The 13,125-nt window shown below is 43.2% G+C and carries 10 protein-coding genes; 7 read left to right on the top strand and 3 right to left on the bottom strand.

The genetic code is table 11. The features are described from left to right. Positions 1–714 precede the first annotated feature (714 nt). The 7 genes from NYE24_RS21145 to NYE24_RS21175 all read left to right on the top strand — a co-directional run bounded on the left by NYE24_RS21145 (position 715) and on the right by NYE24_RS21175 (position 10,259). Complete coding sequence (locus NYE24_RS21145) at positions 715–1,632, top strand: WYL domain-containing protein (protein ID WP_342476571.1); 918 nt, start codon at positions 715–717, stop codon at positions 1,630–1,632. 6 nt (positions 1,633–1,638) lie between these two features. Next, on the top strand, positions 1,639–2,970 hold the full coding sequence (locus NYE24_RS21150) for a dynamin family protein (protein WP_342476572.1): 1,332 nt from the start codon (positions 1,639–1,641) through the stop codon (positions 2,968–2,970). After that, the gene (locus NYE24_RS21155; protein WP_342476573.1) at positions 2,967–5,288 is read left to right on the top strand and encodes a dynamin family protein; all 2,322 of its coding nucleotides are present in this window, start codon (positions 2,967–2,969) and stop codon (positions 5,286–5,288) included. The genes NYE24_RS21150 and NYE24_RS21155 overlap by 4 nt, the downstream gene beginning before the upstream one ends. A gap of 76 nt (positions 5,289–5,364) precedes the next feature. Then, positions 5,365–5,937: a hypothetical protein gene (locus NYE24_RS21160; RefSeq protein ID WP_342476574.1), complete on the top strand. Its 573-nt coding sequence runs from the start codon at positions 5,365–5,367 to the stop codon at positions 5,935–5,937. 4 nt (positions 5,938–5,941) lie between these two features. Further along, positions 5,942–9,274 carry an ATP-binding protein gene (locus tag NYE24_RS21165; protein WP_342476575.1) on the top strand — a complete coding sequence of 1,111 codons (3,333 nt, stop codon included), beginning with the start codon at positions 5,942–5,944 and terminating at the stop codon, positions 9,272–9,274. Beyond that, on the top strand, positions 9,271–9,879 hold the full coding sequence (locus NYE24_RS21170; protein WP_342476576.1) for an HNH endonuclease: 609 nt from the start codon (positions 9,271–9,273) through the stop codon (positions 9,877–9,879). Before NYE24_RS21165 ends, NYE24_RS21170 begins: the two co-directional genes overlap by 4 nt. Beyond that, positions 9,879–10,259 (top strand): hypothetical protein, encoded by a 381-nt coding sequence (locus tag NYE24_RS21175; protein WP_342476577.1) that lies wholly within the window; start codon positions 9,879–9,881, stop codon positions 10,257–10,259. The genes NYE24_RS21170 and NYE24_RS21175 overlap by 1 nt, the downstream gene beginning before the upstream one ends. A gap of 698 nt (positions 10,260–10,957) precedes the next feature. Here the strand turns inward: NYE24_RS21175 and NYE24_RS21180 are convergent. From NYE24_RS21180 to NYE24_RS21190, 3 genes are all read right to left on the bottom strand, one after another. Then, positions 10,958–11,686 (bottom strand): recombinase family protein, encoded by a 729-nt coding sequence (locus tag NYE24_RS21180; RefSeq protein ID WP_342476578.1) that lies wholly within the window; start codon positions 11,684–11,686, stop codon positions 10,958–10,960. Between the two features lie 294 nt (positions 11,687–11,980). Next, the gene (locus NYE24_RS21185) at positions 11,981–12,445 is read right to left on the bottom strand and encodes a JAB domain-containing protein (RefSeq protein ID WP_342476579.1); all 465 of its coding nucleotides are present in this window, start codon (positions 12,443–12,445) and stop codon (positions 11,981–11,983) included. Then, complete coding sequence (locus NYE24_RS21190; protein ID WP_342476580.1) at positions 12,442–12,855, bottom strand: hypothetical protein; 414 nt, start codon at positions 12,853–12,855, stop codon at positions 12,442–12,444. The genes NYE24_RS21185 and NYE24_RS21190 overlap by 4 nt, the downstream gene beginning before the upstream one ends. Between the last annotated feature and the right edge of the window lie 270 nt (positions 12,856–13,125).

Below are 13,125 nucleotides of genomic sequence, written 5' to 3' on the forward strand. Positions count from 1 at the left end.
TTTCAACAGTAAGCCCGGCTCTATCCTAAAACCCGCTCCCAGAGCGGGTTTTTCCCTTAATCATTCCAGTTCTCAACTTCTTTATAAAAGTATCTCATTCTTGAAAAATTCTATTTGACGTCTTCGGAGGGACATATTCGGGGAAGCGATCGAAAGATATGTAGTTTATTTTAATCTTTCCATCCTTAAATACTTAGATTGTTTGAATAAGCCTTTGGAGGAATTGCTTCAATACCTGCTGACCGATAGTGTCGAAGGTCAATGAAGCGTTCATCTTCCTTCCTAAAGGCTTTTTTTGCGTTCTGCAAGGTTCTAATTGCTTGTGCAAACTAAAAGTATCCCGGCCGACGATTCATCGGTTTGTCGGAAGTATCACGAAGAGTCGTTTCAACTCGATGCTTTTCAACGGAGTTTGTCATGAGATCACGTCCTAAAAGTTAATTATTTCCTATTATCCCATCAAGGAGTGAACGATTTTCAATATACAATTTAATAATTCAGTCTATAAAGCATATATTTTGAAACCTTATCATTCGTACTACAAAATTATACAACATTCGACATGTGAAAAAGTGTAATATTAGGGCGTATTTCATGGGTCTCTGAAACTATAGTGAGCCAAAAAATTAGTCTAATGGAATTTTCCTAACCCCAATATATGTCCAACCTATCGTGATATAGTTGGGGAAACGGTTGAAAGAAGGGGAATCGAGCTTGAACCTTGATTTTAACGGCAATAAAGGGTTTCGTCTGTTGAATATGCATGAGTTGCTTAACAGAGGTGAAATTATCAAGAAGGTAGACCTTGCCAAACGGTATGGTGTAACAGAAAAAACCATTCAGCGTGATATTGACGAATTAAGAGTGTATTTAGCTGATACTCGGTTTGCGGAAGGGGAGGTATCGATTAAATATGACAGAATTCGTTCTGGATACTACCTTGTCCGTATGGAACGCGAATGGATTACAAATGAAGAGGTTTTAGCAGTATGCAAAATCCTTCTTGAGAGTAGGGCGTTTTGCAAGGAAGAGTTGGATATGCTTGTTGTAAAATTATTAGCACAGGTAACATCAAATGATCGTAAGCAGGTCGAGAGCATGATCCGTAACGAGCAGTTTTATTACGTTCCGTTAAGGCATGGAAAAAAGCTTCTCGGGACAATTTGGGGGCTTTCTCAGTACATAACGCAAAATGAAGTAATACTGGTTTCCTATGTCCGCCAAGACGGCATGGAGCGGGGGCATGAAGTGAAACCGGTCTCCATAATGTTCTCAGAATACTATTTCTATCTAATTGCATTCATGGCTGATGGTCGATATGACTTCCCAACAGTATTTCGTATTGACAGGATTGGAAGTTTTCAAGGTACGGGAACCAAGTTCAAAGTGCCATATAAGGACAAATTCAACGACGGGGAGTTTCGCAAGAGGGTGCAGTTCATGTACTCGGGTGAATTGCAAAGAGTGAAGTTTAAGTTTAGCGGCACTTCTATTGAGGCCGTGTTGGACAGATTACCGACGGCAGAGATATTATCAGAAAATGAAGGGGTTTATGTAATTTCAGTTGAAGCATATGGAAACGGTGTTGATATGTGGATACGAGGTCAGGGAGAGAAGGTTGAGGTGTTATAGCTACGAATGGAAGGTAATCAACGAAGTAACTTTGTAACCTCGCATAGCTTAATAACGCATCCGCTGAGGAAAGCAAAGAAAAAGACGAGGATACGCTATTATGTCACGCTTGAGTATTTTGTGAGCCAATGCCCAGGTGTTGCCGAATACGCAAATGCTCGGTTATCACAATATCAAGCGATGCTTGTCGAAGAAGATAATACAATTGCTGTAACTGACAAAAACCGTGATAGCATTATTCATTCGGTTGTAAACGACTCTCTTAGACCATGGATGTGGAAATACCGTTTTTGGCTAATGTGCGATATTGCGCTTATCGTAGCAGATAAGAGCACAATTGAGAAGGTACAAGAAGATATGCAGAGATACCTAAACAAACGACAGCAAGCTGTACTGGGTGTGTTGGTATCTAATCTATTTACCGATGAGACGATTCCGCAAAGATTGCTTTTTGCCGAGGGATTGATTCATCAATTTCGGTTAAACCGAAGATTTACAGCGCAACAGGAACTACGAATCTTGATTACGGCCAATATGAGCGCTGGAAAATCCACGCTTATCAATGCTCTTATCGGCAAGCAAGTCGCTAGAACATCACAAGAAGCTTGTACAGCAAACTTGCATTTCTATTTAAACAAGCCGTTTGAAGATGGCTCAGTTCACTTGCGCGCGACGCAGCTTAATCTGAGTTCTACATATAAAGATCTGATGAATCCTAGAAAAATAGGTAGTGGTAATATTGCCTCCCATTTCCGTTCTTTCGTTCATTCGGATCCTCCAAGTCGAATTTGTCTAATCGACACTCCAGGTGTAAATTCTGCGACCAATCGGGAGCACGGAATCCTGACCCGCAAAGCTTTGATCGAAGAACAGTACGATAAGCTGATCTATGTGCTGAACGCTAATCAACTTGGGACAGACGAGGAAATTCGATACTTGAAGTACATATCCGAAAAGGTGCCAAGAAACAAGGTTGTTTTTGTGCTAAATAAACTTGATGACTTCAAAAGCGCAGATGATTCAATTACCACAAGTATTGAGGGTGTGAAAAATGATTTGCTTCACCTCGGATATGAGGACCCTATTGTTTATCCGATATCTGCTTACTTTTCGTTATTAATTAAGATGAAGCAGAATAATGAGTTTTTGACTGAAGATGAGCAAGACGAGTATGACTACTATGTAAAAAAATTCAGCAGGGTAGAATATGATCTCTCTGTCTACTTGAATACATTCACGGTTCCATCTCAAGCGACTGAAGATGAGCAATTAGCGCTTGCAGTAAGATGTGGGCTTTACGGTCTTGAAAACATACTATACGGGGGAAGCGACCGATGAAAAAAGTGTTTGTGAAGTACAATCCATATAAGCTCGAAACAGAGATTACTGTTGAAGGGAAGCGATTGGCGCAAAACAGTAAGCTTGGAGAGAAGGCCGGCGACGGCTCCCGATTGCAGGAATGGGTTGAGGATCTCCCGCGCATACTTGTCGAAGAATACAATGATACGAATTTTGAAATTACATTTCACGGCACGTTGCTCGATTATGAGGACTTGGTCGATGTATTCACCGAATCACATGAAAGAGGCGAGTTAACGGCAACGATTGTAAGAAAACCAGCCAAAGAAACGTCGGATAAGGAAGCGCTTATCGACGAGGTATTCAAAGAAATTCAACAAGGTCCCTTCGATGAACTCAGAAATTTGGAAATCGTAAGTGCATTCCAGCATGCCAAAAGCCGCGATTTCGAGGTTTGTGTTGTGGCAACAATGAGCGCTGGTAAATCCACGCTTATTAACGCGATGCTCGGCACCAAGTTGATGCCATCCAAGCAAGAGGCCTGCACGGCAATCATTACGCGAATTAAGGACATAACGCAGGAGGCCGTACCATTTGGGGCGGAGGTGTACAATAAAGAGGGAGAATTGGCTGAGACGCATGCGAAATTAACTTATCCGATCATGGAACGTTTGAATTCCAGTGAGAACATTTCCGCCATCCATGTTTCGGGAAATATTCCATTCGTTTCGTCGGAAGATGTATCGCTTGTGCTCATTGATACACCGGGACCGAACAATTCGCGTGACTCTAGACATAGGAAGGTTCAGAGTGAGCTTCTCGGAAAATCGTCAAAGGCGCTCGTACTCTATATTATGACAGGAGAATTTGGGACAGACGATGACAATGCTTTGTTGAATCGCGTCGCTGAGAGTATGAGTGTTGGGGGCAAGCAGTCGAAGGATAGATTCATCTTCGTTGTTAATAAACTGGATGATCGCAAAAAGGAAGATGGCGATACAAGTCAGACGTTAGAGCGCGTACGCGCGTATCTGAAAAACCATGGTATAGCGAATCCGAATCTATACCCTGCGTCCGCACTGCCAGCGCTTAACATCAGGCTGATGGAAAGCGGGGCGGATGTGGACATGGATACAGTTGATGAGACAGAAATGAAGGTCAAAAAGTTGAACCGCAACGAGACGTTGCACTTTGAAACGTATGCATCACTCCCTCCAAGCATTCGTGGCGAGATCAATGGCCAGCTTGCGTCTGCAATGGCCGCGTGGAATGGCAGAGATAACGAGAATGCGAACGAAGCATTAATTCACACTGGCATTGTCTCTATCGAGGCTGCGATTCGCCAGTATGTGCAGAAGTATGCCAAGACAGCCAAAATCAAAAATATTGTCGACATATTCATACACAAACTGGATGAAGTAGACTGTTTAGAAGTAACGAAGCGCGAGCTTGCTAAGAACCGCGATGATAGTAAGCGGATTGTTAAAATGATTGATTTGATCCGCGAGAAAATAGATAGTGCAAACGATGCTAAGAAATTTAAGAAGAATGTCGAAGATGCGATTGCCAAGGTGACTAAATATTCCAATATAGTGGTAGAAGAAATAATACAGAAGTTCCAAAAACAGATCACAAAACGTATCGACGATTCACAGGGCCAGGAGCTTTCACTCGAGGATGCCGAGGAAGAAGTTGTGCGATTGACGAAGTTCGTAGAGAAGTTAGAACCGGATTTTGAAGAAGATCTGGATGATCTTATACGAATGGACTTGAAAGAAACAGTAGCCTCCTTGTTGGATGAATATAAGAAGAAGCTTCGTTCATTAATTGATGAAATGGATACCAAAGATCTCAATAGTGTATCCATTGATCCCTTAAAAATAATGAATGGTAGTGTACAGGGACTAAATTATTCAGCAAGGCATCTTGTACGCGAAGAAGATCGGGTTGTCGGTCAGGAAAGTTATGATGTTAAAGAGCGTACAAGAGGTTGGTTTAAAAGTGTGAAATTTTGGCCAAAGAGCGAGTCTGTTACAAAGTACCGCGATATTTACAAAACGATCCGCTACATAAAAGGCGATGAACTAGCGCAAGAGTTTTTAAGCTTCGTACAGCAGAGTTTATTCGAAAACGGTAAGGCCGCTCGCAAACATGCACTTCAGCAGTCCAACCGAATTGTTGATCGTTTCTATAAAGAGTTTACTAGGCTTGACGGTGTGCTCATGGAAAAGCTTGCCGAACTGGAAGGGTACGCCACCGATAAAGAGAAAGCTGATGAACGTATTAAGGAATCGGAAGGCAAACTCAATTGGCTAGAAAATATCAAAGCCAAAGTGGAACTAATTATGGAAATTTAGGGGGAACATTATCTTGGCGATAACTAATGCTTTTAGAAGCGCCGTTGCATCGGGGAATGTCATAGGTGTCCGGATTATGATGAAAGACAGTCTGCTTGTTGACCCGACATTTGCTGAATTCAACCAAATGGAACAGTATGCTCGAAATATGAACGGGCTTTATGATGAACACGATGGACGAGAGCTTGAAGAAGATAAAACTGCCTGGAACGACGACTATATGAATAAACTAATGGTTCAAGTCGTCGGCAACTTTTCGCACGAACGGATCAGTCGTCTCAATGAGATCGTTAGATATCTACGCCCGGTTGCTTCATATACACCAGTAAGATCTTCAAACGGCAGCGGTAGCAGTAGTGTTCCCGGCAGCAGCAGTAGCAGAATCGGTGGTGCTAATAACGGTAAATATCCCTTTCGCGAACCATCTAACAGCACGTGGCGATCATCGCCCCCCAGTCCCAGGCAACAGCAATGGATTGTTAAGCAAAATAAGCGATTGCGCACTACCAGAGTCACAACTGGAGCCGTCGCAGGCGGAGTCGTCGTCGGTACGGCCACCGCAATTGCCGGAGGCAGCTTTGTCGCAGGCGCTGCCGCAGGAGCGGTCATCGTTGGTGCCGTCGTGTGGGCCGCAACAAACAGGAGGTAGTACTATGAGTGATTTTATAGACTTGACTGGCGGGAAGAGTACGGTGGCGGTGAATGTCGGGAACGAAAGCGAATTAATAACCTCCGCCCCGCCAACCAGCAATGTCCCAAGCTATGATACACTGCAGAGTCAGCTTGCCGAGGCGAGCTTGCTTGTAGACGACATTGTGCTCAAAAACTACTTAACCAAGCTCACCGAGCTTGATATTATTCCACTCCCCGATAATCTGAAGCAGATAAGCGATATTCGTTTGTTTAAAATAAACGAAATGGTCTATCAAAACGATGAGTACTCGACCTACAAGTTTGCTTCTGTATTCAATTCGGTGCAAAACCTGAACTGCGGTGTATTCATTATTGCCGACAGCGATGGTCAGAGAACCGACTTTTATATGGGCGTTCGCGCACTCGACGATAAGCGGACAACAAAATCGCTCAAAGATACGTTGAGAAATGCACTGCGCGGCCAGTTCCCTGGGGTTAAGACGAACGATCTTCTCGACTCTACCGCAGAGCAGGTTCTGTCGGGCGTCCAGTCGAAGAACATCGCGGCTGTTTCCTGCGTTGCTAACAACAAAGATACGGAATTCAACGATAATGAACGCTTTATTCAAGGGCTCGACAAGCTAGTGTTGGCCATGCAGGGTCAGCGTTATACAGCCGTCATTTTGGCTAAAAGCACGTCAGCCACCCAGTTAGCAGAAACACGACGCGCCTATGAAAATATATATACTCAGCTGTCACCATTTGCAAATATGCAGCTAAGTTATGGCACGAATACCGCGTTAAATGTTTCTAATGCCTTTTCACAAGGAACGACAACGGGAACGTCACATTCGACAAACCGCTCGACCCAAACTGGCACCAGTCGCTCAATGAGTTCGATAGTAAACGAATCTGAAACCAAGACCGACACCGCCACCATGGTTGCAAAAGGAGTTGGCGCGGCATTGCTTGGCGCAGCAAGCATTGTTGCCGCTCCACTAACGGGAGGCGCCAGTCTAGCCGCAGCAGGAGCGATTATGGCAGGCCATGTTGGTCTTAGCGCGATTAACACTAAGTCAACAACGAGAGGAACATCTACGAACGAAAGCTATTCCGAGAGTTCGTCAGATTCGTTTGGGGAATCAGATACGTCCAATGAAAGTACGAGTGAAAATAATACTAAGACGAAGGGCTTAACATCCGGTACTTCTGACAATATGCAGCTTACGATGCAAAATAAAACGCTTATGAACACGCTTGAGCGAATTGATTTGCAGTTAAAGCGTATTGATGATTGCGAAAGTCTGGGCATGTGGGAATGTGCTGCGTATTTCTTGTCAGATAGCCAAGAAACTGCGGAGATGGCGGCAGGCACCTATCGAGCATTGATGAAGGGTGAGAAATCCGGTGTGGAAACATCGGCTATTAACTTCTGGGGACGCCAACACACCAAACAGCTTCCTATGCTTCGAGAGTACATTACGAACTTTGTTCATCCTCTCTTTGAGTATCGCTCACAATCTATCAACTTGCCTGTGACAGCTTCGTCGCTTGTAAGCGGCAACGAGCTAGCGATTCAGATGGGGCTTCCCCGAAAATCGGTGTGCGGTTTTCCCGTCATCGAACACACTGATTTCGGTCGGGAAGTTGTTAAGTATGATCGGCGCCGAAATCGCGATAGTAGCTTTATTCTCGGCAATGTGTTTACGATGGGGTGTGAGACGTATACCGAGGTGCGTCTTGACCGCGATTCGATGACAATGCATACGTTTGTGACAGGCTCCACCGGATCAGGAAAAAGCAATACTGTATACGAAATACTCCATCAATTACGGAATGTGTACGATATCCCATTTCTGGTTATCGAACCGGCAAAAGGCGAGTACAAAAACGTATTTGGACAGTTTGCCGACGTATCAGTTTATGGTACTAATCCTAAAAAAAATGATTTGCTTCGAATTAATCCGTTCCGTTTTCCGTCCGATATTCATGTTCTAGAGCATTTGGATAGGCTTGTTGAATTGTTTAATGTATGTTGGCCAATGTATGCTGCAATGCCCGCCATCTTAAAGGAAGCGATGGAACGTTCTTATGCTGAGGTAGGCTGGAATTTAAGCACCTCTGAAAATCCGAAAGGTAATATATATCCGAATTTTGCAGACTTGTTGGAGCAGATTGAAAACGTGATAATTGAATCCAAGTACTCGTCTGATAGCAAGGGCGATTACTCCGGTGCCTTGTGTACTCGTGTGCGCTCACTGACGAATGGTTTGAATGGTCTGATTTTCACAAGCGATGACTTAACTGATGCCGAACTGTTCGATAAAAACGTTATTGTAGATTTGAGCCGCATCGGATCAACGGAAACCAAGTCGCTTATTATGGGACTGCTCGTTATGAAACTCAATGAATACCGGATGACCTCTGGCCAAACGAATAGTTCGCTTAAACATATCACTGTGCTTGAGGAAGCACATGTTCTATTAAAGAGAACATCAACAGAGCAATCCGCTGAGAGTACCAATCTGCTTGGCAAATCGGTAGAGATGCTCGCTAATTCGATCGCAGAGATGAGAACGTACGGGGAAGGATTTATTATTGCTGATCAGTCACCCGGGTTATTAGATATGTCGGTCATTCGTAACACGAACACCAAAATTATTCTGAGATTGCCGGAACGAAGCGACCGTGAGCTTGTAGGGTATGCCGCAAATTTGAACGAAGAGCAGATTGGTGAGCTGTCAAAGCTGGAGCGTGGCGTTGCGGCTATTTACCAGAATGATTGGGCAGAGCCTGTATTAGTTAAAGTACATAAATGCGATATAGATGAAAAACAGTACGATAGCAAAGCACATTTGACGGCGGCGGATGCCCAAAAGGTTTGGACGCAGCTCCTGTCGTTGCTTATCCAGGGTAGAGTGCGTGAACGGTTGGACTTCAATTTAAACGAAATTGAACGCGGTTTGGCTATGCTTCATTTATCATCGAACAATAGAGAATTTGTTGAGGAGCAAATTTCCGAATATCAATTAGAGGGTCAATTGTCCGTATGGAATCCATATGAATTCATTAAGCTTTCCCGTCGCATAATGGGCCTGTTGGGTGTTCGTGCGCAAGTCGAAAGCTTAGTGTCTACTTCCGTCAATAGTGCAGAGCTTACCGAGAAACTTGCCAGACTTGTAAATCAGTTCGTATCCCAAGCCTCCGAAGAAGTAATCCTTGCCTTAAGCCAGTGCTTGATGAAAGACATAAGCGTACAGCAAGAAGAATCAGAGGCTCGTGAACGGATTTATAAGCAATGGATCGATGATGTAAAGGATAGTTTTGCGAAAATCGGCGGGGGGAATATATGAGTATTGCATCGTTTAAAGACATAACAGAGACTTCACTAAAACGGTTTTCCGACTGTCCGCTTGGCAAAATGGCAGAGAATAAAACTTTCGAAAAACCGATGAGCGAATATGATAAACCGTTAGGGCCTGAGATTGGAAATTTAAGAAATTGTCCAATTGAAGGTAATAATGGACATTGGGACGGTGAACGAGGCAACTCCAAATGGATTCCGGATCATGATTATATCCCGTCTGAAGTGAAAGGAAGAACGCGCTCCAACCCAGAAGGCTTAACGATGGGGCAACTACTCGATAAATACGGTATAGATAATGGGATTGTCTATAAGGACGGTGAGCCGGATTTTAGCGAGGTTAGCAAAGGTAAAGTAGAGATTGAGCCGTTCTCTACCGAGCGTACTGATAATTTCGATAGGGCTGATATTGCCCTAGCCAAAGAAAAAGATTGTGATCCCAAAGAAGTTGTACAATGGCGCAAAGACAATAATTATACGTGGCACGAATGTAAGGATATGAGAACAATGCAGAAGGTCCCTAACGAAATTCATGCGAATTTTACGCATAGCGGTGGAATCTCTGAAGCCAAGAAAGGAACAGGTGAATTGTAATGAATAGTACGGTGTTTGGTGAGCTTGTTTTTAACGTAGGGTGGAAAGCAAAAACGGAAATTTCACTGTTTAACAATAACTATAGCGTAATCATCAAAGCGGCAGCATATTTTGAAAAGGATGGTATTACTGCTGATCAGGAAGCAGCAATTATTGATTTTGGTGACCACAAAAATGAACGCTTAAAATCGGTTGAAAAGCTTCTTCTGACTGATTATTCCGAAGGAGACGCTTCTAAACGATTCGTCCCACGTACTTTATTGTTCCAACGCAATGGCAGTTATGCTTTACTTTTTGATGACAGGGAAGATGAAGATGAAGGCATTGTAGTTTGTCTTCAACCAGAAGCGAAAATTGTATCGCAGGATGAGTATCTTTAAATTTCATTGACCTGGGTTTCGTGAAATTAATAGATTTCATCCACTACGGACTTAATTACATTCTTGGAGAAATTGATAGACCGGAATGGTAGTGAAGTGATAATAGAATATTTCATCACAAGCGGGAAGAACGGAATTTTGGAATAAGTGGGGACTGCTTTAGTATGAACTACTCCTGTTGAGGGGGGTTCGAACAAGTACCTTGATATCCTCGTCTTTCATGAAAGGAGCAGTATTCCCCCTCCATTTCCAAGTTGAGAATCAAGATCGTCAATTTTATCTCAAGCAAAGCATAAAAAGCTCATTTTTAATCTGGGATTCTGAAGCATGCATCGTTTATGAGTCCATTTATCGTTGGTGTTAAATTGGTGATAAAGTGTAACACCAACCGCCCCAATAAGATCGTGTTTTCACATAATGATATTGTGGAAGATATTGTTATATTAAGGTTTTATCAGATTAAATCAGATTGTTTGGTAAGGCCGGATTAACCCGCATACGGTACATGTTATGGGTAATGTCCACTAACACAAAATAAATTTTACCGTACTTCACCCCAGAATCCCCTCGATTTTTTGTAGCCCATGTGTAGCCAAACGACTGAAACGGATCTAAATTTAGACAAAACCAAGCAACACGACTTAACATTTAAAAAAGTCAGAAACCCTTTTAGAATAAGGGTTTCTGGTGCTTTTTAATCAAAAGTAACACCATTTAAAAATCATAAAACAGGGGTTCGACTCCCCTCCGGTGTACTTCTCGTTACGGAGGATAGTACCTAAAGTCCCCTTGCTGATAGGCTTACCATATCGTGATTTGTAATCCTTATCTGCCAGTTCTCGAATGATTTGGTTATAACCGTAGCCTGCGAGAAACATCGAGAAAACTGTATCTACGATTCCGCGTTCCTCATCATTGATGATGTATTTTCTGGTGACGGGATCAACCGAGTACCCGATTGGCGGCAATCCTCCAGTATGCTTGCACTGATAGGCGTTTTCTTTCATGCCTTTCATCACTTCCCGCGCAAGGTTCTTGGAGTAATATTCCGCCATACCTTCAAGCAAAGATTCTAAAATGATACTCTCTGGGGAGTCATCCAGGTTTTCCGTTACGCTAATTAAGCGTATACCGTTCTTTTTAAGAATTCTTTTATATTTGGCACTATCATATTTGTCGCGACTGAAACGGTCCAGTTTGTGGATGATGATTACATCGAACAATCCTTTTCCGCTGTCTTCAATCATCTGCAGAAAGCCAGGACGCTTGTCAGAGGTTGCTGTTTTTGCTCGATCTTCGTATTCTGCTACTATTTTATAGCCGTTTGACTTGCAGTAATGCTCAGCTGCTCGCTTTTGTGCGTCGATGGATTCATCTCTCTGGTTATCACTGGAAAATCTTAAGTAAAAGGCTGCTCTTAAAGACATAATAATTCCCCTCTCTGAATGTACAAAGTTAGTAAAGGATCGGCCCCTCACCAGAGGAGCCGCTGTTAGGATGATGTAAATGGTTATTGCTTAAGACGTTTTTTTGAGAATAGTATTCAACAGTTCAACGGCAGGTTGATAATATTGTTCGGGTGTTTCCTTTACCTGTTCATTTGATTGCATGGAACTTGAATCGGGTTCAGAGCAGGACTGCTTCAGTTTTTTTCGAGAAATGATGGTGAAGTATAGCATGATGGGAATCCTCCTGTTGTTAGTGTTTCTAATGGTAGATGATTACATTAATCCGCGTTCCTTCATGCTGACAAAAGCATTGTCGCCTAAGGTGATGTGATCCAGTAAATCTATCCCTAAAAGGCAGCCGCTGTCCCGCAATCGCTCTGTGATTTCAATGTCCTCAGGGCTTGGATCTGACTGGCCTGATGGATGATTATGACAGGCCAAGATAGATGCCGAATTACTTAATATGGCCAGCTTGAACGTCTCCCTAGGATGAACAATGGAAGCATTCAGCGACCCGCAAGATACCTGATGTATAGCCGTTGGTTCATTTTTCGTATTGAGGCAAAGGATACAAAACGATTCTCGATCACAATCACCGATAAATTGACGAAACAGATCAGCTGCATCTTGAGGTGAGCGAATCACGCGATTAGGATAGAGTAATGATGTTTTTTCCCGTACCATTCGCAGAGAAACAACCTCAATTCGTTTTGCTGGTATTTGCTTGGAGGGTTTCATTCAAAGTCCTCCTTAGCCAGGCATCCAGAATGCTCCGCAAACCACTGTTCCAGTCCTAGCCTTAAAGCGCCCCTGAGCGCATAAATCAGCAGAAAACACTCGTTGTCGGGCATAAGGCAGGCTCGGTACATACAAACTCCATCGGACAGTTCTACCAGTTCCACATACTCTGGTTCAGTCTCTAATAGATTAACAATCACGGTACTATCTGTTAGTGTGCAGCTATCTTCTAACTGAACAAACAACATACGGTAACCTTGTTCCAGCAGGGAAAAAGGATTATCATCGTCCTGATGAAGGGATTCATGTATCTCCTTATATTCTTTAGCAAGGTACGTTAGACAAACTTGAGGTAGTGTACCCATCTTAATATGTCTATCAATGGAATCTTGATTTGTAATGTGAATCAATTAGCCCAGCTCCCTTAGAGTCTTTAGTAAATACAGCATTCTAAGGAAATAATATCTGTTTTAAAACGGTCTTTGTTCCGCTCTTAGGGTGCCCCCGCATGATGCCCCCGAGTTTAGCCTCCTCTCCAACAGCGGTGGCGCAAAAACCTTGGTGGCTCATGGCTTGCTAGCACCGCCCCCGTTTCCCCCTGGCCTGACGGGTAGAGAGAAACTTTCTTATTGGCAGGGGGGGGGGGATTCTATTTTTTTATGTTTATTTATGTTTTTTTT

Source organism: Paenibacillus sp. FSL H7-0350 (assembly GCF_038593195.1).
Lineage (GTDB): Bacteria > Bacillota > Bacilli > Paenibacillales > Paenibacillaceae > Paenibacillus_AQ.

What these genes read in the sequence shown, in the direction of transcription:
- NYE24_RS21150 (WP_342476572.1), top strand. Translation starts at nt 1,639, where the DNA reads ATGGAAGGTAATCAACGAAGTAACTTTGTAACCTCGCATAGCTTAATA.
- NYE24_RS21155 (WP_342476573.1), top strand. Translation starts at nt 2,967, where the DNA reads ATGAAAAAAGTGTTTGTGAAGTACAATCCATATAAGCTCGAAACAGAG.
- NYE24_RS21160 (WP_342476574.1), top strand. Translation starts at nt 5,365, where the DNA reads ATGATGAAAGACAGTCTGCTTGTTGACCCGACATTTGCTGAATTCAAC.
- NYE24_RS21165 (WP_342476575.1), top strand. Translation starts at nt 5,942, where the DNA reads ATGAGTGATTTTATAGACTTGACTGGCGGGAAGAGTACGGTGGCGGTG.
- NYE24_RS21170 (WP_342476576.1), top strand. Translation starts at nt 9,271, where the DNA reads ATGAGTATTGCATCGTTTAAAGACATAACAGAGACTTCACTAAAACGG.
- NYE24_RS21175 (WP_342476577.1), top strand. Translation starts at nt 9,879, where the DNA reads ATGAATAGTACGGTGTTTGGTGAGCTTGTTTTTAACGTAGGGTGGAAA.
- NYE24_RS21180 (WP_342476578.1), bottom strand. Translation starts at nt 11,686, where the DNA reads ATGTCTTTAAGAGCAGCCTTTTACTTAAGATTTTCCAGTGATAACCAG.
- NYE24_RS21185 (WP_342476579.1), bottom strand. Translation starts at nt 12,445, where the DNA reads ATGAAACCCTCCAAGCAAATACCAGCAAAACGAATTGAGGTTGTTTCT.